The organism is Comamonadaceae bacterium OTU4NAUVB1 (genome assembly GCA_024372625.1).
Classification (GTDB): domain Bacteria; phylum Pseudomonadota; class Gammaproteobacteria; order Burkholderiales; family Burkholderiaceae_C; genus Variovorax.
The window spans coordinates 319,437-345,457 of the sequence record CP099605.1 but is presented as its reverse complement, the minus strand read 5'-3'; the positions used below and the strand labels follow the sequence as shown (position 1 = coordinate 345,457).

The following is a 26,021-nucleotide window of genomic DNA, read 5'->3' as shown; positions in this document are numbered from 1 at the left end:
TGGGCGCGACCGTGGTGAGTCGCCGCCGGCATAACGATCAAAGCGTTTCTTGCAGCATGCGCGCCACGCCGGCACGCCAGTCGGGCAGCACCAAGCCGAAAGTCGATTGCAGCTTGCGGGTATCGAGGCGCGAATTGTGCGGCCGCCGCGCCGGCGTCGGGAACGCGCTGGTCGGGACGGCATCGACGGCGTCGGGACCGGCCTTGAGCGCGATGCCGGCCTTTTCCGCCTGCTCGAGCACGAACCTCGCATAGCCATGCCAGTTCGTCTCGCCACCGGCGACCGCGTGATAGAGCCCCGCCTTCGACGGCTCGCGCAGGGTGTCGCGGATGGCGTGGGCGGTGATGTCGGCCAGCAACTCGGCGCCGGTCGGCGCGCCGAACTGGTCGTCGATGACGGTCAGGCGCTCGCGCTCCTTCGCCAGGCGCAGCATGGTCTTGGCGAAATTGCCGCCTCGTGCCGCGTAGACCCAGCTGGTGCGCAGGATCAGGTACTTCGCGCAATGCTGCGCCACCAGCTGCTCACCCTCGAGCTTGGTGCGGCCATAGACGCTCAACGGGCCCGTGGCGGCGTCTTCGGTCCGCGGCGCGCTGCCGCTGCCGTCGAACACGTAGTCCGTGGAGTAGTGCACGAGCAGTGCGCCGATCTCCTGTGCCGCGCGGGCGATGGCGCCGGGCGAGGTGGCGTTGAGCAGGCGTGCGACATCGGGCTCGCTCTCGGCCTTGTCAACGGCCGTGTGCGCGGCGGCATTGACGATCACGTCGGGGCGCACCTTCAGCACGGTCTCGGCCAGCGCCTCCGGCCGGCTGAAATCGGCGGCGAACTCCTGGCTGTCGTGGTCGAGCGCGACGACTGCGCCCAATGGCGCCAGGCTGCGCTGGAGCTCCCAGCCCACCTGCCCGCCCTTGCCCAGCAGCAGCAGCTTCATGCGGCCGCCTTCGAGGTGTCGTACTGCTTTTCCACCCATTCGCGGTAGGCGCCGCTCTGCACGTTGCGCACCCATTCCCCGTTGGCGAGGTACCACGCCACCGTCTTGCGGATGCCCGACTCGAAGGTCTCGGCCGGCTTCCAGCCGAGTTCGCGTTCCAGCTTGCGCGCGTCGATGGCGTAGCGGCGGTCATGGCCCGGCCGGTCGGTGACGTAGGTGATCTGTTCGCGGTACGGCTTGCCGTCGGGCCGCGGACGCAGTTCGTCGAGCAGGTCGCAGACGATGTTCACGATGTCGATGTTGGGCTTCTCGTTCCAGCCGCCGACGTTGTAGGTCTCGCCCAGGCGTCCGCCTTCGAGCACGCGGCGGATGGCGCTGCAGTGGTCCTTGACGTAGAGCCAGTCGCGCACCTGCATGCCGTCGCCATACACCGGCAGGGGCTTGCCCGCGAGCGCGTTGACGATCATCAGGGGAATAAGCTTCTCCGGGAAATGGAACGGCCCGTAATTGTTGGAACAATTGGTAGTGAGCACCGGCAGACCATAGGTGTGGTGCCAGGCCCTGACGAGGTGGTCGCTCGCGGCCTTGCTGGCCGAGTACGGACTGTTGGGTTCGTACGTGTGCGTCTCGGTGAACGCCGGATCGGTGGCCGACAGCGATCCGTACACCTCGTCGGTCGACACGTGCAGGAAGCGGAAGGTGGCTTTCTCCTCTGTGGGCAGCGTGTTCCAGTGGCCACGCACGGCTTCGAGCAGCCGGAAGGTCCCGAGCACGTTGGTCTGGACGAAGTCCTCCGGGCCATGGATCGAACGGTCGACATGGGACTCGGCCGCGAAGTTCACGACGGCGCGCGGGCGGTGCTCGGCGAGCAGTCGATCCAGGAGCGCGTTATCACCGATATCGCCCTGAACGAATATGTGCGAAGCGTTGCCATCGAGCGACGACAGCGTCTGAAGGTTGCCGGCGTAGGTAAGCTTGTCGAGGTTGACGACCGGTTCATCGTTCTGCGCGAGCCAGTCGAGAACGAAATTGGCACCGATAAAGCCGGCGCCGCCTGTGACCAGAATCATGGGGGGCTTGTGTCCTGTTGACTTGTATGAGCGCCGATCCCGGCGGTCCGAGCGGCGATTATCCACAAGGGCCCAGCCGGGAAATCCGACCGGGCTGGTCGGCCGGACCTGAAAATCCGGCGACTCGAAACGTTTCGCATTCTTTCCGCATCCGTGACTTTCAGCCTGTTCACAAGCCCTTTCATCCACTTTGTACGCTGTTGCTACAAGATTTGAGAAACAATTGAGCGTTACAGTAAGCGTTCTTTTGTATTAATTTGTCACAACGTCGTGTGTCTTGGACGACGCGCATGACGGCTCCAAAACCCGTCCATCAAGACCGATCATTGCTCTCATGACCACATCCATTCACCCAGTTGTTCTTTGCGGCGGAAACGGCACCCGTCTGTGGCCCCTTTCCCGCAAGGCGCTGCCCAAGCAGTTCACTCCCCTGATCGACGGCAAGAGCCTGCTGCAGATGACGCTGGAGCGCCTGCGCAGCGTCAACGACACGATCACGTGCATGGCCGCGGACGACCATCGCTTCCTGGTTCAGGAAGCCCTGGACGCCGCCAAGGTGACGGGCAAGCTGATCCTGGAGCCCGTGGGTCGCAACACCGCCGCCGCCATGGCCGCGGCCGCCCTCCTCGCCGACAGCGACGACCTGCTGCTGTTCGCCCCGGCCGACCACCACATTCCCGATGCCGAGCGTTTCGCCGAGACCGTGCGCGCCGGCGCCGATGCCGCCCTGGCCGGCCACATCGTCACCTTCGGCATCGTGCCGACCTCGCCGAGCACCGCCTACGGCTACATCGAAACGGGCGCGGCCCTGACCGGCGCGGACGGCGCCGACGCCCCGGCCGGCAACGCCGTGGTGCGTTTCGTCGAGAAGCCCAACGAGGATGTCGCCCAGTCGATGCTGCTCAAGGGCGGCTTCCTGTGGAACGCCGGCATCTTCCTGGTGCGAGCGGGCACGCTCATCGAAGCCCTGCGCCAGCAGGCCCCGGACATCCTGGCGGCCTGCCAGCAGGCCACCGCCGGCGCCGCCGCCGACGGCAACTTCGTGCGCCTGAACCGCGAACCCTTCGCGGCCTGCCGCAGCGAGAGCATCGACTACGCCGTGCTGGAGAAGCACGCGGACATCGCCGTGCTGCGCTTCGACGGCGCCTGGAGCGACGTCGGCAGCTGGAACGCGGTGGCCAACCTGTACCCGGCCGACGACGCCGGCAACCGCCTGAACGGCATGGCCAGCGCGCTCAATGCCAAGAACACCTTCGTGCATGCGCCGATCCGCCCGGTCGTGGCCCTGGGCACCGAGGACCTCATCATCGTGGACACGCAGGACGCCGTGCTGGTGGCCAACGTCAAGTACGCCGAGCAGGTCAAGGACGTGGTGAGCATGCTCAACCGCGAAGGTCGCCTCGAGGCCGTCGAGCATCGCCGCGTGGCGCGCCCCTGGGGCGCGTACGACGGCGTCGACTCGGGCGAACGCTTCCAGGTCAAGCGCCTGACCGTCAAGCCGGGCGCCAAGCTGTCCCTGCAGATGCACCACCACCGCGCCGAGCACTGGGTGGTCGTCAAGGGCACCGCCAAGGTCACGCGCGACGAGGAGACGATCCTGGTGCGCGAGAACGAATCGGTCTACATCCCCCTGGGCACCGTGCACCGCCTGGAGAACCCCGGCAAGCTGATGCTCGAGGTCATCGAAGTGCAGTCCGGCGGCTACCTGGGCGAAGACGACATCGTGCGCTTCGACGACACTTACGGCCGCGTCACCCCTCTCAACGCTCGCGCGAAATAAGAACAATGACCACGACTCCGAAAAAAGCCCTCATCACCGGCATCACGGGCCAGGACGGCTCCTACCTGGCCGAGTTCCTGCTCGAAAAGGGTTACGAGGTGCACGGCATCAAGCGCCGCGCGTCCTCGTTCAACACCGATCGCATCGACCACCTCTACCAGGACCCGCACGAGCAGAACCGCCGCCTGCACCTGCACTACGGTGATCTGACCGACACCAGCAACCTGACGCGCATCGTGCAGCAGGTGCAGCCCGACGAGATCTACAACCTGGGCGCGCAGAGCCACGTGGCGGTGAGCTTCGAGGCGCCCGAGTACACGGCCGACGTCGACGCCATCGGCACGCTGCGCCTGCTGGAGGCCGTGCGCCTCCTGGGTCTGCAGGACAAGACGCGCTTCTACCAGGCCAGCACCAGCGAGCTCTACGGCCTGGTCCAGGAGATCCCGCAGCGCGAGAGCACGCCCTTCTACCCGCGCAGCCCCTACGGCGTGGCCAAGCTCTACGCCTACTGGATCACCAAGAACTACCGCGAGGCCTACGGCATGTACGCCTGCAACGGCGTGCTGTTCAACCACGAGAGCCCGCGCCGCGGTGAAACCTTCGTGACGCGCAAGATCACGCGCGGCCTGTGCAACATCGCCCAGGGCCTGGAGAAGTGCCTGTTCGTCGGCAACCTGGACGCCCTGCGCGACTGGGGCCATGCCAAGGACTACGTGCGCATGCAGTGGATGATGCTGCAGCAGCAAGAGGCGCAGGACTTCGTGATCGCCACCGGCGTGCAGTACAGCGTGCGCGACTTCGTGCGCAAGTCGGCCGCCGAGCTGGGCATCGAGCTCGACTTCGTCGGCCGTGGCGTCGAGGAAAAGGCGGTCGTGCGCGCGATCACCGGCGACAAGGCGCCGGGCGTGCAGGTCGGCGACACGATCGTCTCGGTCGATGCCCGCTACTTCCGTCCGGCCGAGGTCGAGACGCTGCTGGGCGACGCCACGATGGCCAAGGACAAGCTCGGCTGGATCCCGGAGATCACGCTCGACGAGATGGTCGCCGAGATGGTGGCGCGCGACCTGGAAGACTCGCGCCAGCATTCGCTGCTGAAGAAGCACGGCTACAACGTGTCGGTGAGCAAGGAAGACTGACAACCACCGCGAGCCTGCCAAACTGAGGGGACGCGCACGCACCGTGCGCGTCCCCTCACCGCATTCAAGGAGCACCCGTTCATGGCAACCCCCGAAGAAGACAAGGCCGCCGAGCGCATCAAGGACTCGGCCCAGCAGATCTGGCTGGCCGGACTCGGCGCCTTCGCCAAGATGCAGCAGGAAGGCAGCAAGGCGTTCGAGGCACTGGTCAAGGACGGCGTCGGCATCCAGAAGAAGACCCAGCAGGCGGCCGAGGAGACGCTGTCGCAGGCCCAGGCGCGCATGGCCGGGCTGGCCAGCGAGATCGGCAGCAAGGCCTCGGGCGGGTGGGGCAAGCTGGAGAACATCTTCGAGGAGCGCGTGGCGCGCGCGCTGGCGAGCCTGGGCACGCCCACGGCCGAGGAATTCGCGGCCCTGAAGGCGCGCGTCGAGGACCTGGAGGACGAACTCGACACCCTCTCGAAATCGAGGGCCCCGGGCGCCCGCGCGCCGCGTCGTCAGACGTCGGACGACGAGACGTCCTGAGGTCGCGCGGTCCGGTTCCATGCGGACTTACCCGGCACTCCATCGCGGTGAGGTACCTGAAAGGTAACAGTTGAGCTAGAGTGTCCTGGAGACACCAACCAGGGCACCACCATGGCCAAGAAGGCGCCGAGACGCACCGCAGAGCGCATCCTGGAGGCGGCGCTGGACCTGTTCAATCGCTTCGGCGAACCCAACGTGTCCACCACGCTGGTGGCGAGCGAACTCAACATCAGCCCTGGCAACCTCTACTACCACTACCCGGCCAAGGACGAGCTGATCAACCGCCTCTGCGAGGCCTACGAGCTCGAACTCGACGAGCTGCTCCATGCCGCGGACGGCGTGGGCGACGTAGAGGACGCCTGGTTCTTCATGCACAGCCTGTTCGAGCTGCTGTGGCGCCACCGCTTCCTCTACCGCGACCTGAACGACCTGCTCAGCAAGAACCGGCACCTGGAGATGCGTTTCCAGAACGTGCTGCAGAACAAGACCGAGGCCGTGCGCGCCATGCTCGCCGGCCTGGGCCGCGCCGGTCACCTCGACATCGACGCCAGGGAGGTCGGCATGCTGGCGCAGAGCATGGTGGTCGTGCTGACCTACTGGCTGAGCTACGAGTACGTGCGCAATCCGCGCGAGGCGCTGGAACCCGCGCACGCGCAGGCGGCGTTGCTGCGCGGCGCGCACCACACCCTGCACCTCATGGCCCCCTACCTCGCGCCCGCGCAGCGCCGGCACCTGCTGGAGCTGAGCAGTGCGTACGCCCGCGACGACCTCGCCCTGGCCGCATGACCACCCGCGACGTCCGAACCCGGCGCCCAGCGACCCCATGCCGATGACGAACTTCAAGCCCCTGGCGTTCCTGCCCGGCGCCCCGCGACGCCCGGCTGCGGCCGTTCCCGCCCCGGAGCCCGCGACCGGCCCCTGGGTCGCGATGCCCTACCCGGACGTGCCGCGCTTCGATGCCGACACCCTGCTGTCGCGCTGGGCGCGGCTGCACGCCGGCCAGGCGCTGGGCTTGCCGTCGTCGGGCCTGATCGACGGCTGGATGCTCTTCCACATGGGCCAGTTCGAGAGCGCCGCGGCGGCCGGCCTGATGCACGGCGCCGAGGGCCTCACGCTCGCCAACCAGGCCACCGCCGTCTACGCCAACTACCTGGAGCCGCGCGAGTCGGTGCGGCTGGCCCTGTTCCTGCAGGTGGCCGAACGCGCCGCCAACCAGCTCGTCAAGAATCCCGACGATCCGCAGGCGCTGTTCTGGGAGGCCTACGCGCTCGGGCGCTACAGCCAGGGCATCAGCGTGGCGCGGGCGCTGGCGCAGGGCCTGGGCGGACGGATCAAGGAGGCGCTCGAGCGCGTCGTCGCGCTGGAGCCGCTGCACGCCGACGCGCACATCGCGCTGGGAACGTTCCATGCCGAGGTGATCGACAAGGTCGGTGCCCTGGTCGCGCGCATGACCTACGGCGTGCGCGCCGAGACCGCCGTCGCCATGTTCGAGCGTGGCGTGGCGCTGAATTCCCATTCCGCCAGCGGCTGGATGGAATACGCGCGCGGCCTGATGATGCTCGAGGGGGATGCGAAGATCGCCGAGGCCGGACGTCTCTACGAGCGGGCCGCGGCCATCGTGCCGGCCGACGCGCGCGAGCGACTGGACGCCGAACTGGCGCGGACCGCCGGCATCGGCTGATGCACCGGCGCTCGCGCGTCCCGGCCGCGGCCTTCTCCTCCTCCGCTTCCTTCCTGTCCCTCCTTTTCCCGCCCCCTCCATGTCCGATCTGAACGCCCTCTTCGAAGCCGCCCAGGCCGATTCCAAGCTGTTGACCGAGCGTCCCGACAACCCGACGCTGCTGAAGATCTACGGCCTGTTCAAGCAGGCCACCCAGGGCGACAACACCGCCAAGCGGCCGAGCTTCAGCGACTTCGTCGCGCGCGCCAAATGGGACGCGTGGTCGTCGCACAAGGGCGTGTCGGCCGACGAGGCCAAGCAGAAGTACATCGACCTGATCGCTTCACTCCGCGCCGGCTGAGGCCGTCGGCGCGAGCGCCGGCAGGGCGGCCCGGCGCTCGGGCGCGGGCAGCGCGGCGATGCGCCGGACCTCGGCGTAGAAGCGCGGCCAGTCGCGCCCCTCGCGCTCGAACAGCGCCTCGAAGGCCGGCACCAGCGTGTCGTAGGCGGCCTGGGCGCCCAACATCGCGTTGTTCGCGCGCGCGATCCAGCCGTCGTAGGCCGCCTGCCGCTCGGGCGGCCAGGTGGCGCGCAGCGTCGCGAACTCGGCGCGGAAGGCGTCCATGACCGCGCGCTTCATCGGCTCGACCGTGGCGGCGTCGCCGGCGCGCGCGGCGGGCGTGTCGTAGACCGCCTGCAGCCGCTGGCGCGTCGCCAGCGTCAGGGCGCGGAACTGCCGGCGCCGCGCGTCGAACCGGGCGTACTCGGCGCGCGCCGGCTCGCCCGCGCGCTCGGTCAGCCAGCGCATCCCGCCCAGGCGCTCGACCGCCGTCGCGAACGATTCGTTGAACAGTGTGTCGCCCGGCACGTAGACCACCTGGTGGGCCAGTTCGTGGAAGATCAGCCGCGCCAGCTCACCCTCGGGATAGCCGATGAAGGTGTTGAGCAGCGGGTCGCCGCCGGCCCAGTCGAGCCAGCCGAGCGTGGAGTAGGCCGGCACCGGATAGACCGCCGTCTCCAGTCCCTGGGCGGCCTGGGCCGCGGCCTCGGCGCGGGCGTCGGCCTCCGCGTAGTAGCCGCGGTAGCCCACGCAGCCCGCGACCGGGAAGCACCAGGTCTTGAGCGTCAACGAATACGGCGGCGCCGCGACCACGTTCCACACCGCCGCGTTGCGGTGCAGGTCGGCATAGCCGGTGTAGCTGCGGTTGTCGGGCAGCGCGAGCGCGTCGACGGCGAAGCGGCGGATGCGCTGGGTGAGTTCGAGCCGGGTGCGCAACGCCTCGCCGGTCGCCGGATCGTCGATCCACTGCGACACCGGCCGCGCCGCGCGCAGCAGGCCGACGTGGCCGTTGGCCGACTGCCAGTAGTAGCCCAGGTCGGCGCAGGCGCTCGACGCCAGCGCCGCGAGCACGGCCAGCGCGATGCCGGCCGACCTCCGCGCCGCGCGCCTCACGCCGGAACGCTCCCGGCGACGCGCTCCACCTCGACCAGGCAGTCGTAGAAGGTCGGCGCCCGGCCCAGGTCGGTCAGGCGCTGGCTGGTGAGCTGGTTGACGTTGGTGCCGTCGACGCCGAACTTGCGCCACCAGATGCCCAGGCCGTTGACCACGCCCGGGCGCGCCCGGCGCGAGACCTTCGCGCGGCAGCGGTGCTCGCCGCGGCGGTTGAAGACCCGCACCATCGCGCCGTCCTCGATGCCGCGCGCGGCGGCGTCGGCGGCGTGGATCTCCAGCACCGGCTCGACCTCGATGGCGCGCAGGCTGGTGACGTTGACGAAGGTCGAGTTGAGGAAGTTGCGCGCCGGCGGCGAGATCATGGCGAGCGGGAACTCGGCCGAGCTGCCGATCGGCTCGTGATTGGGCAGGTGGTCGGGCAGGCCGTCCTGGCCCCGGTCGGCCAGGCGCTGGCTGAAGAACTCGCAGCGCCCCGACGGCGTCGGGAAGCGGCCCTCGGCGAACGGTGCCTCGGGCAAGGCGAGGGTCGCGAAGCCGTGGTCCAGCAGGCGGTCGAAGTCGACCGTGTCCGGGGCGAACGCGCTGCGGCACAGCGTCTCGTCGTCGTCGCCGAAGCAGGGCTCGTCGAAGCCCATGCGCCGCGCCAGCTCGCGGAACACCCAGGCGTTGCTGCGCGCCTGGCCGCGCGGGGCGACGGCGGGACGGTTGAGCACCACGTCGGTGTGGCCGTAGCTCATGTGGATGTCCCAGTGCTCGATCTGCACGGTGGCCGGCAGCAGGTAGTCGGCGTGGTCGGCGGTGTCGGTGCGGAACTGCTCGAGCACGACCGTGAAGAGGTCCTCGCGCGCGAACCCCGCCACCACGCTGGCCGAGTCGGGCGCCACGGCGACGGGGTTGCTGTTGTAGACCACCAGCGCGCGCACCGGCGGCCCGCCGCCGAGCGCGTCGGCGTCGCCCGCGAGCACCTCGCCGATGCGGCTCATGTTGAGGGTGCGCGTCGGTCGTCCGCCGGGCATCAGGTCGGGCCGCTGCAGCGCCGCGCGATCGACCGGGAACTGGCTCGACGCGCTCATCAGCAGCCCGCCCGCGCGATGGCGCCAGGCGCCCACCAGCGCCGGCAGGCAGGCCACCGCGCGCACCGCGTTGCCGCCGCCGCGCACGCGCTGCATGCCGTAGTTCAGGCGGATCGCGGCCGGCCCGATGGACGCGTAGTCGCGCGCCAGCGCCACGATCTGCGCCTCCGGCACGCCGCACACGGCGGCCGCGCGGGCGGGCGGCCACTGCAGCGCGCGCGCGCGCAGGCCGGCCCAGCCGAGCGTGTGGCGCTCGATGTAGTCGTGGTCGAGCGCGTCGTTCACGATCAGCTGGTGCATCAGCGCGAAGGCCAGCGCGGCGTCGGTGCCGGGCAGCAGCGCGATGTGCTCGTCGCACTTGTCGGCGGTCTCGGAGCGGCGCGGGTCGATGCACACCAGCTTCGCGCCGGCGCGCTTGGCGGCCTGCACGTGGCGCCAGAAATGCAGGTTGCTGCCGATCGCGTTGCTTCCCCAGATCAGGATCAGCCTCGACTCGGCGAAGTGCTCGACGCGCATGCCGACCTTGCCGCCGAGGGTCATCGTCAGGCCTTCGGCGCCGGCCGAGGCGCAGATGGTGCGATCGAGCTGCGAGGCGCCCAGCCGGTGGAAGAAACGCCGGTCCATCGACTCGCCCTGCACCAGGCCCATGGTGCCGGCATAGCTGTAGGGCAGGATGGCCTCGGCGCCTCCCGGGCCCGACGCCACGACGCGCAGGCGCGCGGCGATGTCGTCGAGCGCCTCGTCCCAGCTCACGGGCTCGAAGCGGCCCTCGCCCTTGGCGCCGACGCGGCGCAGCGGCTGCAGCAGGCGCTCCGGGTGCGCGCAGCGCTCCAGGTAGCGCGACACCTTGGTGCACAGCACGCCCCCGGTGTGCGGATGCGCCGGGTTGCCCTGCAGGCGCGTGGCGACGCCGTCCTGCACCGTCGTCACGAACGAGCAGGTGTCGGGGCAGTCGTGCGGACAGGCGCCGAGCACGGTGGTGGTGGCGGCGGCGGTGGGCGCGCGGGGCGCGGAGGCCAGGGCATCGGTCATCGCGCGAGTCTAAGTTCCATCGGTCCGTCCGGGGCGCGACGCATGCCCGGCTGACCACCGCCAGGGCAAATCGCCTGCATCGCCGTTTCCGGCGGCTCGGCCTACTGCGTTCCCATGGACACCACGCACGCCACGCACGCCACCGACGCCACCCGCGAACTGGTCGACTTCGCCACCCGCCACCCCCGCCTGTTCGTCCTGACGGGCGCGGGCTGCAGCACCGAGTCCGGCATCCCCGACTACCGCGACGTGCGCGGCGAATGGAAACGCCCCTCGCCCGTGACCTTCCAGGCCTTCACCGGCGAGGACGCCACGCGCCGGCGCTACTGGGCACGCAGCCTGGTGGGCTTTCCGACGATGGCGCACGCGCGTCCCGGTGCCGCGCACCGCGCGCTGGCCGGCCTGGAGGCGGCCGGCCGGGTCGAGCTGCTGCTGACCCAGAACGTCGACGGCCTGCACGAGGCCGCCGGCAGCCGTCGCGCCATCGACCTGCACGGGCGCATCGACACCATCCGCTGCCTGGGCTGCGAGGCCCGCACGCCGCGCACGCTGTTCCAGGCCGAGCTGCGGCGCCGCAACCCGCGCTGGGCCGAACTCGAGGCCCGGGCCGCGCCGGACGGGGACGCCGACCTCGACGGCCTGGATTTCTCCGGCTTCGACGTGCCGGACTGCCCGATCTGCGGCGGCATGCTCAAGCCCGACGTGGTCTTCTTCGGCGAAAGCGTGCCGCGCCAGCGCATCGCGGACGCCTTCGCCGCGCTGGAGGCCGCCGACGCGGTGCTGGTCGCGGGCTCCTCACTGATGGTCTATTCGGGCTTCCGCTTCGTGCAGGCGGCCGCCAAGGCCGCCAAGCCCATCGCCGCCGTCAACCTGGGGCGCACCCGGGCCGACGACCTGTTCGACCTCAAGGTGGAACAGCCCGTGGGGGAGACGCTGGCGGCGCTGGCCGCCACGCTCGCCTGAGGCACGGACCCCGGCCGCCATCGGCACGGGGTCCCGACGCGGCGATCGCGCGCGGCGCCTCGGCCCTCGGCCCTCGGCGCCGCCCGGGTCAGGCCGGCACGGCCTCGATGCCGGCGCGGTCCCAATGGCGGTGCTTGGCGATCGCCGCGACGAAGTCGCTGGCGATCTGCAGGGCCGCCGTGGCATCGCCGAGGTTGGTCACCGGCGTGGGCGCGACGATCACGCCGACCGGCTTCGCGCCTTCGGCCAGGCGCAGCGCGTCGAGCATCTGGGCGCCTTCGCCGATCGTGCAGATCGCCTTGCAGTGCTTGAAGGCCTCCAGCACGTAGTGCACGGCCTCGCCGTGGTTCGCCAGCGCCGCGATGCCTTCCCTGCCGGCGGGCACCAGCACGGCGTCGAACATCACCGAGGGCATGGCCGAGAACGTCGCGTCGACCTCGATCTGGCGCTTGGACGCGCTCGACACCGTGCCCAGCCGGGGACCCACCACCTTGCAGGTCAGCCCGGCGTTCTCCAGCGCCTCGCGGATGGGCTTGAGCGAGGCCGAGTCGACGCCGTCGGCCACCAGGATGGCGACCTTGCGCGTCTTGACCGAGCCCTCGCCCGCGTCGACCATGCTCAGCGCGCGCGACTCCTCGATGGTCGTGGCGATCTGGTGGTCGCGGAAACCCGCGCGTCCGGCGGCGGCGCGGGCGTCCGGCGCGCCGATGCCCAGCGGCTCGGCCACGCGGCGCGCGAGCTTCTCGTCGACGTGCGCGAGGTTGTCGACCACGCGCTGGCGGATCGCCGCCACCTCCAGCTTGGACAGCTCGAAGCGGAAGGCCGCGACGATGTGCTCCTTCTCGGCCGTGCTCTGGCTGTTGAAGAACAGGCGGGCCTGCGTGAAGTGGTCGTCGAACGACGGGCTGCGCCGGCGCACCTTGGGCGACTCGATCGCCTCGGGGTACGACTGGAAGCCCGCGCTCGCGCCGTCCACGCGGTACTCGGCGCCGGTGCCCAGCGAGTTCGGCTCGTAGGCGACCTGGCCGCGCGCGATGGTCTGGCGGTGCATCCCGTCGCGCTGGAAGTTGTGCGACGGCGACACCGTGCGGTTGATCGGCAGTTCGTGGAAGTTCGCGCCGCCCAGGCGCGAGATCTGCGTGTCGGTGTAGGAGAACAGCCGGCCCTGCAGCAGCGGGTCGTTCGAGAAATCGATGCCCGGCACGACGTGGCCGGGATGGAAGGCCACCTGCTCGGTCTCGGCGAAGAAATTGTCCGGATTGCGGTCGAGCACCATGCGGCCGATCCGCTGCACCGGCACCAGTTCCTCGGGGATCAGCTTGGTCGGATCGAGCAGGTCGAAGCCCAGCGAATGCTCCTTGTCCTGCGGGATCATCTGCACGCCCAGCTCCCATTCCGGGAAGTCGCCGTTCTCGATGGCCTCCCAGAGATCGCGCCGATGGAAGTCGGCGTCCTTGCCGGCGATCTTCTGCGCTTCGTCCCAGACCAGCCCGTGGACGCCCAGCTTGGGCTTCCAGTGGAACTTGACGAAGTGCGACTCGCCCCGCGAGTTGACCAGGCGGAAGGTGTGGACCCCGAAGCCCTCCATCATCCGGTAGCTGCGCGGGATGGCCCGGTCGCTCATGGCCCACATCAGCATGTGGGTGGTCTCCGGCATCAGCGAGGCGAAGTCCCAGAAGGTGTCGTGCGCCGAGGCCGCCTGCGGAATGGCGTGGTGCGGCTCGGGCTTCACGGCATGGATCAGGTCGGGGAACTTCATCGCGTCCTGGATGAAGAACACCGGCATGTTGTTGCCCACGAGGTCGTAGTTGCCCTGCTGCGTGTAGAACTTGACGGCGAAGCCGCGCACGTCGCGCACCGTGTCGGCCGAGCCGCGCTCGCCGGCCACGGTCGAGAAGCGCACGAAAACGGGCGTGCGCTGCGACGGGTCCTGCAGGAAGTCGGCCGAGGTGAACTGCGACATCGACTTGTAGACCTGGAAATAGCCGTGCGCGGCCGAACCGCGCGCATGCACCGCCCGCTCCGGAATGCGCTCGTGGTCGAAGTGCGTGATCTTCTCGCGCAGGATGAAATCCTCCAGCAGCGTCGGTCCGCGCACCCCCGCCTTGAGGGAGTTGTGGTTGTCGGGGATCTGCACCCCCTGGTTGGTCGTGAGCTGCGCCCCAGGGTCCTGCGCGAAGCCGGCGAGTTGCTGCTGTTTCGGGTTGACGGCATCGCCGGCCTTCGGGCGACGGCCGGCGGCCGCCCTGTTTCTAAGCGTCATTCCAGATCCTTGATGAAACTCTCGATGCGCGGACCCCTTGTGAGGAACCTGCGTCAGATTGCGGAGGGAAAAATTGTCGATGTCGGGCGAGCGAGTCACCGCGGCAGACGGTCCCCGGATCGCCGCGCCACCGCGCACGATCTCGCCCACCCGACAGATTAAGCCTCGCCGACCCGATGCCTTGACGCGACTGGCTACGCGCTGCGTAGGACGCTGGATGCATCTACAGTAAGTAAAAAAGCGAGGCGGCGGCAATCAGCCTTAACCTACGCCCGCATGCGTCCGTGAATCCCACGAAGACCCCTCGGACTGCATACCATCGACTTCAGCTTGGTACGGGGACGGCACGTCTCGTGCTTGCGTCGGTGGTGGTTTGCATCCGAACCACTCCTCGTTCTTTTTCCGCTCATTCCTTCCTGCGAGGCGCCCGCCATGCTCATCAAAATCGGTTACGACATCGAACTCGGCGTCAGCGCCCCCACCGCGCTGATCTACATGCTCAAGGTGCATCCGTCGCGTGCCGGCGACGTCACCCAGGGTGAGAACATCACCATCAGCCCGCCGCTGGTCACCGACTTCTACCGCGACAGCTTCGACAACGAGTGCGCCCGCGTGCACGTGCCCTGGGGCGTCAACAGCGTGCGCCTGCGCAACGAGGCCGTGGTCTACGACAACGGCCTGCCCGATCCGGTCGACTACGGCGCCAAGGAGCATGCCGTGGCCGAGCTCCCGGTCGAGGCGCTGCCCTTCCTCCTGCCCAGCCGCTACTGCGAGGTCGACGGCGAACTGCTCGGCTTCGCCTGGCGCCAGTTCGGCAACGTCGCGCCCGGCTGGTCGCGCGTGCAGGCCATCTGCGATTTCGTGCACAACCACCTGCGCTTCGACTACCAGCAGGCGCGCGCCACCCGCACCGCCCAGGAAGGGTTCAACGAGCGCGTGGGCGTCTGCCGCGACTTCACGCACCTGGCCGTCACGCTGTGCCGCTGCATGAACATCCCGGCGCGCTACGTGACCGGCTACCTCGGCGACATCGGCATCCCGGCGGTGCCCTACCCGATGGACTTCAGCGCCTGGTTCGAGGTCTACCTGGGCGATCGCTGGCACACCTTCGACGCGCGCCACAACACGCCGCGCATCGGACGCATCGTCATCGCCCGCGGCCGCGACGCCGCCGACGTGCCGATCACGATGGTGTTCGGCGCCAACACGCTGCAGCGCTTCGAGGTGGTGACGGACGAAGTGGTCTGATCACTCGGCGTCCGGCGGCCTGAAGCCGATGCGCTTCATGGCCGCCGCCAGTCCCTGGCGCGACCGCGCCATCGCGCGCCAGGGATCGTTGCCGGCGCCCAGGCGCGCGTCGATCGAACGCAGGGTCCAGTGGGCACCGCTGGTCAGCGATGGCAGCTCCTCCCACGCCACCGGCACCGACACCCCCAGCCCGGGCCGCGCCCGCACCGACCACGCGCTCGCCGTGGTGGCACCGAAGCCGTTGCGCAAGCAGTCGACGAACACCTTGCCGACGCGGTGCCCGGCCCCGCTCCTGGCCGAGAAGCGCTGCGGGATCGTCGCCGCCAGGTGATCGGCCAGCGCCTGCGAGAACGCCCGCACCGCCGCCCAGCCGTGATGGCGGCGCACCGGCACCACCACGTGCAGGCCCTTGCCGCCGCTGGTCTTGAGGAAGCCCGCGAGGCCGATCTCGTCGAGCAGCGTGCGTACCAGCAAGGCCGCCTCCTGCACCCGCTCCCAGGCCACGCCCTCGCCCGGATCGAGGTCGAAGGTCATGCGGTCGGGCCGGTCGATGGCCGCCGAGGTCGCGTTCCAGGTGTGCAGCTCCACCACGTTCATCTGCGCCGCGCCCCGCAGGCCGCGCGCGGTGTCGATCTGCAGCAGCGGCGCGTGGCCGGGGTCGAGCGCCGGATCGAGCCGCGTCACGCCGGTCAGCCCCGGGCCCCTGGCGTGCTTCTGGAAGAACAGCTCGCCGCCGATGCCCTCGGGCGCGCGCACCAGCGACACCGGACGGCCTTCGAGGTGCGGCAGCAGCAACGGCGCGACCCGCTCGAAGTACGCCGCCAGCTCGCCCTTGGTGACGCCGCTGGCGCCGTCGATCACGCGCTCGGGGTGGGTGATGCGGACGCCGGAGGCCGCCGCGGGCCGCGTCGGCGCCGGCTTGGCCGGCGCCAGGGCCACCTGCGGCAGCGCCCGCTCGCGCACGATCTCGCGCGCCGGCTTGTCGTCGCGCAGGCCGTGGAAGACGCCCTGGCGCACGCGGCCCTCGCGCGTCCATTCCCCGAAGGCCACCTCCGCCACCAGCACCGGCGCGACCCAGCGCGCCTTCACCGACCTGGGCACCTCGCCCGCCACGAACGGCGAGGCCTGCGCCGCGTGCGCGTCGAGCCGGGCCTTGACGGCCTCGAGCGCTTCGCCGTCGAAGCCGGTGCCGACGTTGCCGCAATAGCGCAGCAGGCCCCCCTCGTCGTACACCCCCAGCAGCAGCGCCCCGAACTGCTCGCGCACGCCCCGGGGCGCGGTGTGGCCGCCGATCACGAATTCCTGGCGCCGCCCGGTCTTGAGCTTGACCCAGTCGCTCGAGCGGCCCGACACGTAGGGCGAGCCGCGCCGCTTGCCGATCAGGCCCTCGAAGCCGAGCCGGCCGACCGATTCGAGCAGTTCGCGCGGCGGCGCGTCGAAGTGCTCCGAGAAGCGCAGGCGGGGCGCCTCCTCGTCGCCCAGCAGCGCGGCGAGCCGGGCGCGGCGCTCCTCCAGCGGCCGCTCGCGCAGGTCCTCGCCGTCGTGGAAGGGCAGGTCGAACAGCCAGCAGGCGATGGTCGCGGTGGCGCGGTGGTCGAAGGCATTCTGCAGGGTCTGGAAGGCCGGCCGGCCGGCCGGGTCCATGACGACGATCTCGCCGTCGAGCCAGCCGGAGCGCAGCTTCAGCCGGCCGAGCGCCCGGGCGATCTCGGGCAGGCGCGCCGTCCAGTCGTGGCCGTTGCGGGTGAAGCAGCGGACCTCGCCGTGCTCGATGCGCACGAGGATGCGGTAGCCGTCGAACTTGAGTTCCCACAACCAGTCGCCCGGCGGCTGCGGCGGCGCGGCGGCCAGCGTGGCAAGTTGCGGGGCGAGCGATTCGGGCAGGTCGACGGTCGCCGGACGGGACCGCGCGCGGCCCGGCTTCGGGGACGCGGCGCCGATCACGCTGTCGGGCAGCGCCTCGAGCACGTCGTGGACGTCGGCGTCGCGCGCCTCGGCGTCGCGCTCCTTGATGAGCAGCCAGGGCGCCTTGCGCTCGCCCTTGCCGCGCATGCGCACCAGCGTCCAGCGCCCGCGCAGCTTGGTGCCGCGCAACTCGAACTTCAGCTTGCCGGCCGCCAGGGCGGCGCGTGGGTCGCCTTCCGGTCGCCATTCGCCGCGGTCCCAGACGATCACGGTGCCCGCGCCGTACTGGCCGGCGGCGATGGTGCCCTCGAAGTCGGCGTATGACAGCGGATGGTCCTCGACCTCCACCGCCATGCGCTTGACCGCCGGATCGAGGCTCGGCCCCTTGGGAACGGCCCAGCTGCGCAGCGTGCCGTCGAGTTCGAGGCGGAAGTCGTAGTGCAGGTGGCTGGCGTCGTGTTTCTGGACCACGAAGGACAACGCCCCGGCACCGGAACGCGGGCCCCGGGCGGTGGGGGCCTGGTCGGGCTCGGCCGTGCGGGCGAAGTCGCGTTTTTCTCGATAGGCGGCCAGTGGATCGCGCTTGTCCATGGCGGAACTCCTTGCTTGCGGGCGATGGGTGCGCGCTCGCCGCGTGGCGCGGGCCTCAGGCGGCGCGACGTGCCGGCGCCCGGGCCGGCGCGGCGGTCTTGCGCGCGCCGGGGGACTTGGCCTTGGCGGTCTTGACGGCCGGACTGGCGGGCGAGGCCTTGCCGGCCTTGGCGGCGCGGGCGGGCTTCGCCGCCTTCGCCCCGTCCGATCCCTTGCGCAGGCTGCGTTGCAGCAGTTCGGTCAGGTCGAGGATCCTGGCCTCGCCGCGCTTCGGATCGGGCGCGTCCTCCAGCGGCGCCGCGCCCGAGGTCTCGCCGCTGGCGACCTTGCGATCGACCAGCTTCATGATCGCGTCCTTGAACGAATCCCGGTAGGCGCCGGGGTCCCAGTCGCCGCTCATGTCCTCGACCAGCTGGACGGCCATCTTCAACTCGCGCTCGCTCAGGCCGGCGGCCTCCGCGCCCTCGGCGGGCAGCGGCAGGTCCTGCCAGGAGCGGATGTCGGCGCCCCAGCGCAGCAGGTTGAGGACCAGGCCCGGCCCGCTGGGCACCAGCACGGCCAGGTGCTGCTTGGTCTGGATCACCACCCGCGCCACGCCGACGCGGCCGGCGGCGTGCAGCGCCTCGCGCAGCAGGGCGTACACCTTGGCCGCCTTGCCCAGGGGCGCCACGTAGTAGGGCCGCTCCAGGTAGATGAACGGGATGCCGTCGGCCGGCACGAAGCACTCGATCTCGATGGTCTGCGTGGTGGTCGGATAGGCGGCGGCGATCTCGTCGTCGCCGAGCACCACGTAGCGCCCGCTCTCGTACGCGATCCCCTTGACGATCTGCTCGCGCGGGATCTCCCGGCCGGTCTTCTTGTTGATGCGCCGGTAGCCCACCGGGTCCATCGTGCGCTTGTCGAGCCAGTCGAAGTCGATGGCGTGGTCGGCGGTGGCGGGGTAGAGGGCGATCGGGATGTGCACCAGCCCGAAGCTGATGGCGCCCTTCCACAGCGCGCGTGGCGCGTGCGCCGGGGTGGGCGCGGCGGTGGCGGACGAGGAACGCGAGGCACGGGGCATGGACAACTCTCCCGGAACACGGAAATCCCAACCTAGCCCCACATCCGCCCGCCTCCTGTAGGAACCGGGCGGATGTGGGCTTCGGGCGCCGTCAGACGCCCGGGGTGCGCGCGCCCAGGTCGCGATCGCTCGCCACCGCGAAGTAGAACCACTCGGTGCCGACGATGGCCTTGGCGTTCGGGAAGACGATGACGCCGTCGCGCGGGGCCCGCAGCACCGTGCCGTCGGCGCGTACGGCGACGGTCTCGCCGGCCGCCACCGCGTCGAACGTCGCCCATTCGCGCACGAAGCGGTCGCCTTCGTGGTGGCGGTCGGTCACGCCGACCAGCCGCAGCAGCGTGGGCGGCGGCGGCGGCGGCGCGACGGCGACGGCGGCGGCCGGCGCCTCGATCAGGCCCAGCAGCCGCAGGGCGGCGTGGATGGCCCGGTAGGCGACCTCCGGCGCGGCCGGATCGCGGTGCTGGCCGCATTCGAGGGTGACGCCATAGCCGCCACGGCTGCGCATGTATTCGTTGGTGCCCCAGCCGAAGGACAGCGCGGCCTCGTCGGGCGCGGCGCCGCCGGCGCGCTCGGCCAGGCTCGCCGCGTAGATGTCCAGCCAGCCCTCCACCACGCGCGGCGTGCCCAGGTGCAGCGCGAGGCGGCCCTCCTCGCTGGCACGGGCGAAGGGCTCGAGCGGGCCGGCGTTGTCGCGCGGCCCGATCATCGCGAACGCCTCGCCGGCGCTCTCGAAGGAGTGGAGGTCAAGCAGGGCGTCGTGGCGCTCGAGCAGCGGGCACAGCAGGTTGGTCAGGCGCGCCTCGTGGTCGGCCGGCGCGACGCTCGGGCGGAACGAGCGGTTGAGGTTGCGTTCGCCCTCGCGCCGGCCGAGCGCGCGGGCGAGCGGATTGGCCACCGGGACCAGGGTGAGGCCGCCGCGCGCAAGGCGCAGCGCGCCGTCGTCAAGTTCGGCCCGCACGCGCTCGATGCCGACGGTGCCGCAGGTCTCGTCGCCGTGCACGCCGCCCAGCACGATCAGGCGCGGACCGGGCTCGACGCTCTCGAAGGCGTGGACGCGCAGGGTGCCGGCGCGGGCGGATTCGGCGGACGCAAGGGTGGGCTTCATGATCGGACCATCCTACCTACAGTCGCCGGCCCGGCGGTCCTACCGACACGCGGGAGCCGCGAACCGACAACCGCCACGAGGCCCCAGACACAAGGAGAGAGCGACCCATGAACCCGTCCCACACCCAGCCCGCATCGCCCCCCCGTTCCGACGCCGGCGCCGACGGCGCCGATCCGGATCCGCGCGAGAACGTCGCGGCGAGCCGCACCGACACGCCGGCCACGCCCGGCGCCGACAAGGTCGCCCGGGGCAACACGCGCGCCACCCAGGACGGCGAATCGCTGCCGCGCAATCCCAACGAGCGCGACCAGACGGCGGGTGGCGCGGGCACGCAGGAACGGCGCGACGACCGCACCCGCGACGACCCGGTCGGCATCGGCAAGCGCGCCCACGACGACGCCGCCGGCGACACCCAGGACACCAGCCTCGCGCCGGTGACCGACAAGGTCTACAACGACAAGGTCAAGCCGTGACGGCCTGACCGCGCGGTGCCGCGCCGCCCGTCACGGCGGCGAGGTTGCCGCGCATGGTGTCGATGACGCCCCGGTAGTCGCCGGTGCCGAAGATGGCGCTGCCGGCCACGAAGGTGTCCGCGCCGGCGGCGGCCACGCGCGCGATGTTGTCCGCCTTGATGCCGCCGTCGACCTCCAGCCGGATGTCGCGACCCGAGGCCTCGATGCGCCGGCGGGCCTGCTCGACTTTGCGCAGCGCCGAATCGATGAAGCTCTGGCCGCCGAAGCCGGGGTTCACGCTCATGATCAGGATCAGGTCGATCTCGTCGATCGCCCAGTCGAGCGCCTCGAGCCCGGTGCCGGGATTGAACACCAGCCCCGGCCGGCAGCCCGCCGCGCGGATCGCCTGGATGCTGCGGTGCACGTGCGGCGAGGCGTCGGGATGGAAGCTGATGTAGTCGGCGCCGGCCTCGGCGAAGGCGGCGGCCAGCGCGTCGACCGGCTGGATCATGAGGTGCACGTCGATCGGCACCGGCGTGCCGTCGGCCTGCTTCGCGTGCGGGCGCAACGCCTTGCACACCATCGGCCCGAAGCTCAGGTTGGGGACGTAGTGGTTGTCCATCACGTCGAAATGGATCCAGTCGGCGCCGGCGGCGATGACGTCGGCGACCTCGGCGCCCAGGCGGGCGAAGTCGGCCGACAGGATGGACGGGGCGATGAGGAAGGGGGCGCGGGGGGTGCTCATGGTCGGAATTGTCGCAGCGCCTTCCGACAGGGAATACGAAAGGCTCCAGTTACCATGCACGCCATGTCCCAGAACCCACTGAGCGTGACGGTCGAGCCGCGCTATCTCGCCGACCAGTCGGCCCCGGACGACCACGTCTTCACCTTCTCGTACACCATCACCGTGACCCACGTCGGCAAGGTGCCGGCGCAGCTGATCGCGCGGCACTGGATCATCCACGACGCCTCGGGCCACCGGCAGGAGGTCAAGGGGCTGGGCGTGGTCGGCCAGCAGCCGCTGATGTCGCCGGGCGAGTCGTTCCGCTACACCAGCGGCTGCCGCCTGCGCGCGGCGAGCGGCACGATGCACGGCAGCTTCCTGGTGATCGACGAACTCGGCGAGCGCTTTGAGGTGCCGGTGCCGCTGTTCGTGCTGGAGGCGCAGGACGATGCCGGCGAGCCGCCCGTGCCGCGCGTGCTCCACTAGCCTCCTCCCCCCTCTTTTTCCCCTCCTCCGCCCCGCCATGGCCGCCGTGCGCGATCTGTCGACCCTGCTCGCCCGCCTCGACCCGGCGGCGGACCTGGCCACGCGCCACGTCTGGCTGATCGGGATGTTCGACTGGGTGCGCGGCGACCGGGCCTCGCCGCAGGCGGCGGCGGGCCGCGCGGTGCTGCTGGTGGACGCCATCGAGGCGAGGGCCGACCTGCGCGCCCGGGCGCGCGACTGGTGGGTGGTGTTCACGCGCACGGTCGACCTCACGGCGCTGCTGGCGGACCACGGCTTCGCGCCGCGCACCGCGTTCCTCAGCGAGCTGGGCGAGCGGCTGCGCCGCAAGGTCCTGCCCGGCACGCCCGAGACCACCGATGCGTCGGACCTGTTCCGCATGGTGCTGCCCGGCGACTTCGACGCGCGCTGGATCGCGCTGCTCGACGAGGCGACGCTCGCGCGCATCGGCGGGCTGCTGGCGCTGGCGGAGACGGCCGCGGCGGACCCCGGGGCGCCGACCGGCGCCAGCGGCGCCGGCGTGCCCTGCGCCGACTGGCGCCGCACGGTCATGGACGCCGTCACCTATTGCGCGAGCCAGGTGGTGGCGGCCGGCTTCTCGCCGGAACTGCGGCTGCGCATGGGCCCGGTCGCGCCCACCGGGCCGGACGGCGTGGCGCAACCCTCGCGCGCGCGGGCCTTCCGCACGCTGATGAGCACCCTGGACGGTCTGCGCGAGGAGGTCCTGCGCGCGCCGTCCGACCCGGCCGCGCTGCAGACCGCCTTCGTCGCGTTCCGCGACCGGCTCGACGACTGCCGCCTCGCGACCGCGTCGGTCTACGCGCACCTGGAGGACAACGGCATCTCGGTGGGGCTGGTGTTCCGCCTGCGCGAACTGCGCGAGCGCGTGCTGCGCATCCGCGAGCTGCTCGACTGCGTGCTGTCGCCGGCTCCGGCGCCGAGCGTGGCGCGGCTGGTGGGCCGGCTGGTGACCGCGGGTGGCGAGCGCAGCTCGATCCGCGGGCTGATCGCCACCAACTCGTCGCTGCTGGCGGCCAAGGTGACCGAGCGCAGCGCCGAGGCCGGCGAGCACTACATCACGCGCGACCGGGCGGCCTACCTGCGCATGCTGCGCCAGGCCGCCGGCGGCGGCGCGCTCACCGGGGTCACGGTGCTGATGAAGTTCGCCATCGTGGCGGTCGGCCTGTCGGCCTTCTGGGGCGGCTTCTGGGCCGGGGCGATGTACGCGGCGAGCTTCGTGACGATCCAGCTGCTGCACCTCACGCTGGCCACCAAGCAGCCGGCCATGACGGCGCCGGCCATGGCCGCGCGGCTGCACCGCCTCAGGGACCAGGGCGGCGTCGAGGCCTTCGTCGACGAGGTCGCGCACCTGGTGCGATCGCAGGTGGCGGCGGTGCTGGGCAACCTCGGCGTGGTGGTGCCGGTGCTGCTGGGGGTGGCCGTGCTCGCGCGCACGGTGCTCGACCATCCGGTGCTCGACGACGCCCACGCCCGGGCGGTGCTGGCCTCGCTGTCCCTGGCCGGGCCGACGGCGATCTACGCCGCCTTCACCGGCGTGCTGCTGTTCGCCGCCAGCATCGTGGCGGGCTGGACCGAGAACGCCTTCGTGCTGCACCGGCTGGACTCGGCCCTGCGCCACAACCCGCGCATCGGCGCCGTGCTCGGCGCGCGGCGCGCGCGGCGCTGGGCCGGCTTCATGCGCACGCACGTCTCGGGTTTCGCCTCCAACATCTCGCTGGGCTTCATGCTGGGCCTCGCGCCGGCCTTCGCCGCCTTCTTCGGGCTCGGACTGGACGTGCGCCACGTCACGCTGTCGGCCGGGCAGATCGCCGCCGCCGCCGCGTCGATCGGGCCGTCCGCGCTGCACCTGCCCGCGCTGTGGTGGGCGGTGGCCGCGATCCCCGCGATCGGCGCGCTCAACGTCGGCGTGAGCTTCTACTGCGCCTTCCGGCTGGCGCTGCGCGCGCACAGCGTCAGCCGCGCCGACCGCGTGCTCATCCGGGCGGCCATCCTCGCGCGCTGGCGCCGCCGCGCGACCAGCTTCTTCCTGCCCGTGGGAGCCGGCCGATGAACCCGTCCTCGCTCCTGCCGGCCGACCTGCTGGGCTTCTGGGCCGAATGGCTGCGGCCCTCGGCCGGGCTGCCGACCGTGCTGTGGGCGCTGCTGCTGGCCGCCGCCGCCGCCGCCGGCCACCTGGTGCAGCGCTACCTCGGGCTGCCCAAGGTGGTGGGCTACTCGATGGTCGGCACGGCCGTCGGCCTGGCCGGCTTCGAGGGCGCGGTGTGGCCGCTGCAGGGCATCCCGCTGTTCCTGCTGGAGCTGGGCGTGGCGATCGTGCTGTTCGAGGCCGGCGGGCGGCTGCCGCTGCGCTGGTTCCGCCACAACCCGCGCGTGCTGCTGCAGAGCCTGCTCGAATCGGCCCTGACCTACTTCGCGGTCTTCTGGACCCTGCACGCGATGGGCGTGCCCGACCCGGTGGCCAACCCGGTGGCGCTGATGGCCATCGTCGCCTCGCCGGCGGTGCTCGGCCGCGTGGTCATGGACACGCGCGCCTCCGGCCCCATGACCGAGCGCGCCATGACGCTGGCCGCGCTCAACACCTTCTACGCGCTGGCGCTGGGCTACGCGCAGGCCGGCCTGCTCGAGCGCGGCCCCGAGGGCCTGATGGGCCGGCTGCACCCGGTGCTGGTGGTGCTGGGCCTGTCGTTCGTGGTGGGCGCGCTGATGGCGCTGGCGCTGCGCTCGGCGCTGCGCGTGATGAGCCCGACCAGCGAGAACACCGCCATCCTGCTGCTGGCGATCATCGGCGCGGGCGCGGCGGTGGCGGCGCACCTGGGGGGCGCGGCCGCGCTGGCGGCCCTCATCGGCGGCATCCTGCTCAAGCAGCTCAATCCCAAGCCGTGGGCGTGGCAGCGCCAGCTGGGCACGGCGGCGTCGCTGCTGACCATGCTGATGTTCGTGCTGGTGTCCATCGTCGCGGCGCAGGGCGACTGGAGCGTGCCGGTCGCCGGCGTGGTGATGGCGCTCATCGGCGTGCGCGCGCTGGCCAAGATCGCCGGCGTCGCCATCGCCAATCCGGGCAGCGGCGCGAGCTGGAAGCAGGCCTTCTGGGTCGGCTGCGCGATGTCGCCGCTGTCCTCGATCGCGCTGCTGATCGCGTCGAACTTCTCCACCGCCTCGCCGCTGCTGGGCGCCATGATCACGCAGATCGCGCTGCCGACGATCCTGGTGATGGAGATGCTCGGCGCGGTGCTGGCGACGGTGGCGGTCCACGCCTGCGGCGAGAGTTCGCGGCCCTGGCGACCCGAGGCCTTCATGACGTTCGCGGCCGACGACGACGACCGGGAGACCCGGCGATGAGCACGCAGCCGCTGGACTCCCCCCAGGCACGCCCGCTGCCGGCGCGCGCCGACCGCACCGTCGCGCTCGAACCCTTCAACGACTCGCGCGCGCTGTCGCTGGGCGTGGAGCTGGAACTGCAGCTGGTCAACACGCACGACTACGACCTCGCGCCCTATGCAGAGGACATGCTGCGCCTGATGGCCGAGACGCCGCTGCCCGGCAGCGTGGTGCCGGAGATGACCTCCAGCATGATCGAGATCTCGACGGACGTGTGCCACTCGGCGCAGGACGTGATCGACCAGCTCACGCCCATCCGGGACGCGCTGGTCAGGAACGCCGACCGGCTCAACATCGCCGTGCTCGGCGGTGGCACGCACGCCTTCCAGCAGTGGCACGAGCAGCGCATCTACGACAAGCCGCGCTTTCGCCAGCTCTCCGAGCTCTACGGCTACCTCTCCAAGCAGTTCACCATCTTCGGCCAGCACGTGCACATCGGCTGCCCCGACGCCGACGCGGCGCTCCTGATGCTGCACCGCATGAGCCGCTACATCCCGCACTTCATCGCGCTGTCGGCCTCCAGCCCCTACGTGCAGGGGCAGGACACGCAGTTCGACTCGGCGCGGCTGAATTCGGTGTTCGCCTTCCCGCTGTCGGGCCGCGCGCCCTTCACCCTGAGCTGGGACGAATTCGGCAACTACTTCGAGCGCATGACCCGCACCGGCGTGGTCACCAGCATGAAGGACTTCTACTGGGACATCCGGCCCAAGCCGGAGTTCGGCACCATCGAGATCCGCGTCTTCGACACCCCGCTCACGGTGGAGCGCGCCGCCGCGCTGGCCGGCTACGTGCAGTCGCTGGGCGCGTGGTTCCTGCAGGAACAGCCCTTCGTGCCGACCGAGGACGACTACCTCGTCTACACCTACAACCGCTTCCAGGCCTGCCGCTTCGGGCTCGACGCGGTCTACGTCGACCCGGCCACCGGCGACCACATGCCGCTGCGCGACCACATCCTGATGACCATGACCGAGCTCGAATGGCACAGCGAGGCGCTCAACGCCACGCGCGCCATCGCAAGCCTGCGCACCGACGTCGAGCGCGGCCACAACGACGCGCGCTGGCTGCGCGAGCGGCAGGCGCGCGAGAAGATGCTGCCGGAGGTGGTGCGCCAGGCGGCGCTGCGCTTTCGCGGAGGCGGCGCATGACGGGC

At 71.0% G+C, this 26,021-nt stretch carries 22 protein-coding genes; 13 read left to right on the top strand and 9 right to left on the bottom strand.

Annotated elements, in window-relative coordinates:
- Nucleotides 1–37: 37 nt before the first annotated feature.
- Nucleotides 38–928 carry a dTDP-4-dehydrorhamnose reductase gene (gene rfbD / locus NF681_05010; GenBank protein ID UST54566.1) on the bottom strand — a complete coding sequence of 297 codons (891 nt, stop codon included), beginning with the start codon at nucleotides 926–928 and terminating at the stop codon, nucleotides 38–40.
- A complete protein-coding gene (rfbB, locus tag NF681_05005; protein UST54565.1) occupies nucleotides 925–1,998 on the bottom strand; it encodes a dTDP-glucose 4,6-dehydratase in 1,074 nt (357 codons plus the stop codon). Before rfbB ends, rfbD begins: the two co-directional genes overlap by 4 nt.
- 325 nt (nucleotides 1,999–2,323) lie before the next feature.
- Between rfbB and NF681_05000 the strand changes: the two genes are divergently transcribed.
- From NF681_05000 to NF681_04975, 6 genes are all read left to right on the top strand, one after another.
- Nucleotides 2,324–3,778 (top strand): mannose-1-phosphate guanylyltransferase/mannose-6-phosphate isomerase, encoded by a 1,455-nt coding sequence (locus NF681_05000; GenBank protein UST55874.1) that lies wholly within the window; start codon nucleotides 2,324–2,326, stop codon nucleotides 3,776–3,778.
- A 5-nt stretch (nucleotides 3,779–3,783) separates the two neighbouring features.
- Nucleotides 3,784–4,914: a GDP-mannose 4,6-dehydratase gene (gene gmd / locus NF681_04995; protein UST54564.1), complete on the top strand. Its 1,131-nt coding sequence runs from the start codon at nucleotides 3,784–3,786 to the stop codon at nucleotides 4,912–4,914.
- A gap of 81 nt (nucleotides 4,915–4,995) precedes the next feature.
- Nucleotides 4,996–5,439, top strand: coding sequence for a phasin family protein (locus tag NF681_04990; protein UST54563.1), 444 nt, complete (start codon nucleotides 4,996–4,998; stop codon nucleotides 5,437–5,439).
- Between the two features lie 111 nt (nucleotides 5,440–5,550).
- Complete coding sequence (locus tag NF681_04985; GenBank protein UST54562.1) at nucleotides 5,551–6,225, top strand: TetR/AcrR family transcriptional regulator; 675 nt, start codon at nucleotides 5,551–5,553, stop codon at nucleotides 6,223–6,225.
- 37 nt (nucleotides 6,226–6,262) lie between these two features.
- On the top strand, nucleotides 6,263–7,120 hold the full coding sequence (locus tag NF681_04980) for a hypothetical protein (GenBank protein UST54561.1): 858 nt from the start codon (nucleotides 6,263–6,265) through the stop codon (nucleotides 7,118–7,120).
- A 79-nt stretch (nucleotides 7,121–7,199) separates the two neighbouring features.
- A complete protein-coding gene (locus NF681_04975) occupies nucleotides 7,200–7,460 on the top strand; it encodes an acyl-CoA-binding protein (protein ID UST54560.1) in 261 nt (86 codons plus the stop codon).
- Here NF681_04975 and NF681_04970 read toward each other — a convergent pair.
- A complete protein-coding gene (locus NF681_04970) occupies nucleotides 7,443–8,522 on the bottom strand; it encodes an aminopeptidase (GenBank protein UST55873.1) in 1,080 nt (359 codons plus the stop codon). The genes NF681_04975 and NF681_04970 overlap by 18 nt on opposite strands.
- A 26-nt stretch (nucleotides 8,523–8,548) precedes the next feature.
- Entirely contained in the window at nucleotides 8,549–10,657 is a 2,109-nt protein-coding gene (locus NF681_04965; protein UST54559.1) for a molybdopterin oxidoreductase family protein, read from the bottom strand.
- 114 nt (nucleotides 10,658–10,771) lie between these two features.
- Between NF681_04965 and NF681_04960 the strand changes: the two genes are divergently transcribed.
- On the top strand, nucleotides 10,772–11,620 hold the full coding sequence (locus NF681_04960) for an NAD-dependent protein deacetylase (protein ID UST54558.1): 849 nt from the start codon (nucleotides 10,772–10,774) through the stop codon (nucleotides 11,618–11,620).
- A gap of 88 nt (nucleotides 11,621–11,708) precedes the next feature.
- Here NF681_04960 and katE read toward each other — a convergent pair whose 3' ends face one another.
- Complete coding sequence (gene katE, locus NF681_04955) at nucleotides 11,709–13,883, bottom strand: catalase HPII (GenBank protein UST54557.1); 2,175 nt, start codon at nucleotides 13,881–13,883, stop codon at nucleotides 11,709–11,711.
- A gap of 432 nt (nucleotides 13,884–14,315) precedes the next feature.
- Here katE and NF681_04950 point away from each other — a divergent pair, with 432 nt between their 5' ends.
- A complete protein-coding gene (locus NF681_04950) occupies nucleotides 14,316–15,131 on the top strand; it encodes a transglutaminase family protein (protein ID UST54556.1) in 816 nt (271 codons plus the stop codon).
- Here NF681_04950 and ligD read toward each other — a convergent pair whose 3' ends face one another.
- The 3 genes from ligD to NF681_04935 all read right to left on the bottom strand — a co-directional run bounded on the left by ligD (nucleotide 15,132) and on the right by NF681_04935 (nucleotide 19,792).
- Entirely contained in the window at nucleotides 15,132–17,627 is a 2,496-nt protein-coding gene (ligD, locus tag NF681_04945; GenBank protein UST54555.1) for a DNA ligase D, read from the bottom strand.
- Between the two features lie 55 nt (nucleotides 17,628–17,682).
- The gene (locus NF681_04940; protein UST54554.1) at nucleotides 17,683–18,687 is read right to left on the bottom strand and encodes a Ku protein; all 1,005 of its coding nucleotides are present in this window, start codon (nucleotides 18,685–18,687) and stop codon (nucleotides 17,683–17,685) included.
- A 91-nt stretch (nucleotides 18,688–18,778) separates the two neighbouring features.
- Nucleotides 18,779–19,792: a succinylglutamate desuccinylase/aspartoacylase family protein gene (locus tag NF681_04935; GenBank protein ID UST54553.1), complete on the bottom strand. Its 1,014-nt coding sequence runs from the start codon at nucleotides 19,790–19,792 to the stop codon at nucleotides 18,779–18,781.
- 107 nt (nucleotides 19,793–19,899) lie between these two features.
- On the opposite strand from NF681_04935, the gene NF681_04930 reads away from it, so the two are divergent.
- Nucleotides 19,900–20,265: a hypothetical protein gene (locus NF681_04930; GenBank protein UST54552.1), complete on the top strand. Its 366-nt coding sequence runs from the start codon at nucleotides 19,900–19,902 to the stop codon at nucleotides 20,263–20,265.
- On the opposite strand, the gene rpe is transcribed toward NF681_04930, so the two are convergent.
- A complete protein-coding gene (gene rpe, locus NF681_04925) occupies nucleotides 20,255–20,989 on the bottom strand; it encodes a ribulose-phosphate 3-epimerase (protein ID UST54551.1) in 735 nt (244 codons plus the stop codon). The genes NF681_04930 and rpe overlap by 11 nt on opposite strands.
- A 63-nt stretch (nucleotides 20,990–21,052) precedes the next feature.
- On the opposite strand from rpe, the gene apaG reads away from it, so the two are divergent.
- Genes apaG through NF681_04905 form a run of 4 tightly spaced genes read left to right on the top strand, consistent with a single transcriptional unit; the run spans nucleotide 21,053 to nucleotide 26,016 of the window.
- Nucleotides 21,053–21,454 (top strand): Co2+/Mg2+ efflux protein ApaG, encoded by a 402-nt coding sequence (gene apaG, locus NF681_04920; protein ID UST54550.1) that lies wholly within the window; start codon nucleotides 21,053–21,055, stop codon nucleotides 21,452–21,454.
- A 37-nt stretch (nucleotides 21,455–21,491) separates the two neighbouring features.
- A complete protein-coding gene (locus NF681_04915) occupies nucleotides 21,492–23,543 on the top strand; it encodes a site-specific recombinase (protein UST54549.1) in 2,052 nt (683 codons plus the stop codon).
- Complete coding sequence (locus NF681_04910; protein ID UST54548.1) at nucleotides 23,540–24,832, top strand: cation:proton antiporter; 1,293 nt, start codon at nucleotides 23,540–23,542, stop codon at nucleotides 24,830–24,832. Before NF681_04915 ends, NF681_04910 begins: the two co-directional genes overlap by 4 nt.
- The gene (locus NF681_04905) at nucleotides 24,829–26,016 is read left to right on the top strand and encodes a YbdK family carboxylate-amine ligase (GenBank protein ID UST54547.1); all 1,188 of its coding nucleotides are present in this window, start codon (nucleotides 24,829–24,831) and stop codon (nucleotides 26,014–26,016) included. The genes NF681_04910 and NF681_04905 overlap by 4 nt, the downstream gene beginning before the upstream one ends.
- The last annotated feature ends 5 nt before the right edge of the window (nucleotides 26,017–26,021 follow it).

Coding starts and splice junctions, on each gene's coding strand:
- katE (UST54557.1), bottom strand. CDS start 13,883: ATGACGCTTAGAAACAGGGCGGCCGCCGGCCGTCGCCCGAAGGCCGGC.
- NF681_04905 (UST54547.1), top strand. CDS start 24,829: ATGAGCACGCAGCCGCTGGACTCCCCCCAGGCACGCCCGCTGCCGGCG.
- apaG (UST54550.1), top strand. CDS start 21,053: ATGTCCCAGAACCCACTGAGCGTGACGGTCGAGCCGCGCTATCTCGCC.
- NF681_04985 (UST54562.1), top strand. CDS start 5,551: ATGGCCAAGAAGGCGCCGAGACGCACCGCAGAGCGCATCCTGGAGGCG.
- NF681_04930 (UST54552.1), top strand. CDS start 19,900: ATGAACCCGTCCCACACCCAGCCCGCATCGCCCCCCCGTTCCGACGCC.
- rfbD (UST54566.1), bottom strand. CDS start 928: ATGAAGCTGCTGCTGCTGGGCAAGGGCGGGCAGGTGGGCTGGGAGCTC.
- rfbB (UST54565.1), bottom strand. CDS start 1,998: ATGATTCTGGTCACAGGCGGCGCCGGCTTTATCGGTGCCAATTTCGTT.
- NF681_04950 (UST54556.1), top strand. CDS start 14,316: ATGCTCATCAAAATCGGTTACGACATCGAACTCGGCGTCAGCGCCCCC.
- rpe (UST54551.1), bottom strand. CDS start 20,989: ATGAGCACCCCCCGCGCCCCCTTCCTCATCGCCCCGTCCATCCTGTCG.
- NF681_04940 (UST54554.1), bottom strand. CDS start 18,687: ATGCCCCGTGCCTCGCGTTCCTCGTCCGCCACCGCCGCGCCCACCCCG.
- NF681_04965 (UST54559.1), bottom strand. CDS start 10,657: ATGACCGATGCCCTGGCCTCCGCGCCCCGCGCGCCCACCGCCGCCGCC.
- ligD (UST54555.1), bottom strand. CDS start 17,627: ATGGACAAGCGCGATCCACTGGCCGCCTATCGAGAAAAACGCGACTTC.
- NF681_04980 (UST54561.1), top strand. CDS start 6,263: ATGCCGATGACGAACTTCAAGCCCCTGGCGTTCCTGCCCGGCGCCCCG.
- gmd (UST54564.1), top strand. CDS start 3,784: ATGACCACGACTCCGAAAAAAGCCCTCATCACCGGCATCACGGGCCAG.
- NF681_04975 (UST54560.1), top strand. CDS start 7,200: ATGTCCGATCTGAACGCCCTCTTCGAAGCCGCCCAGGCCGATTCCAAG.
- NF681_04915 (UST54549.1), top strand. CDS start 21,492: ATGGCCGCCGTGCGCGATCTGTCGACCCTGCTCGCCCGCCTCGACCCG.
- NF681_04990 (UST54563.1), top strand. CDS start 4,996: ATGGCAACCCCCGAAGAAGACAAGGCCGCCGAGCGCATCAAGGACTCG.
- NF681_04910 (UST54548.1), top strand. CDS start 23,540: ATGAACCCGTCCTCGCTCCTGCCGGCCGACCTGCTGGGCTTCTGGGCC.
- NF681_04935 (UST54553.1), bottom strand. CDS start 19,792: ATGAAGCCCACCCTTGCGTCCGCCGAATCCGCCCGCGCCGGCACCCTG.
- NF681_04960 (UST54558.1), top strand. CDS start 10,772: ATGGACACCACGCACGCCACGCACGCCACCGACGCCACCCGCGAACTG.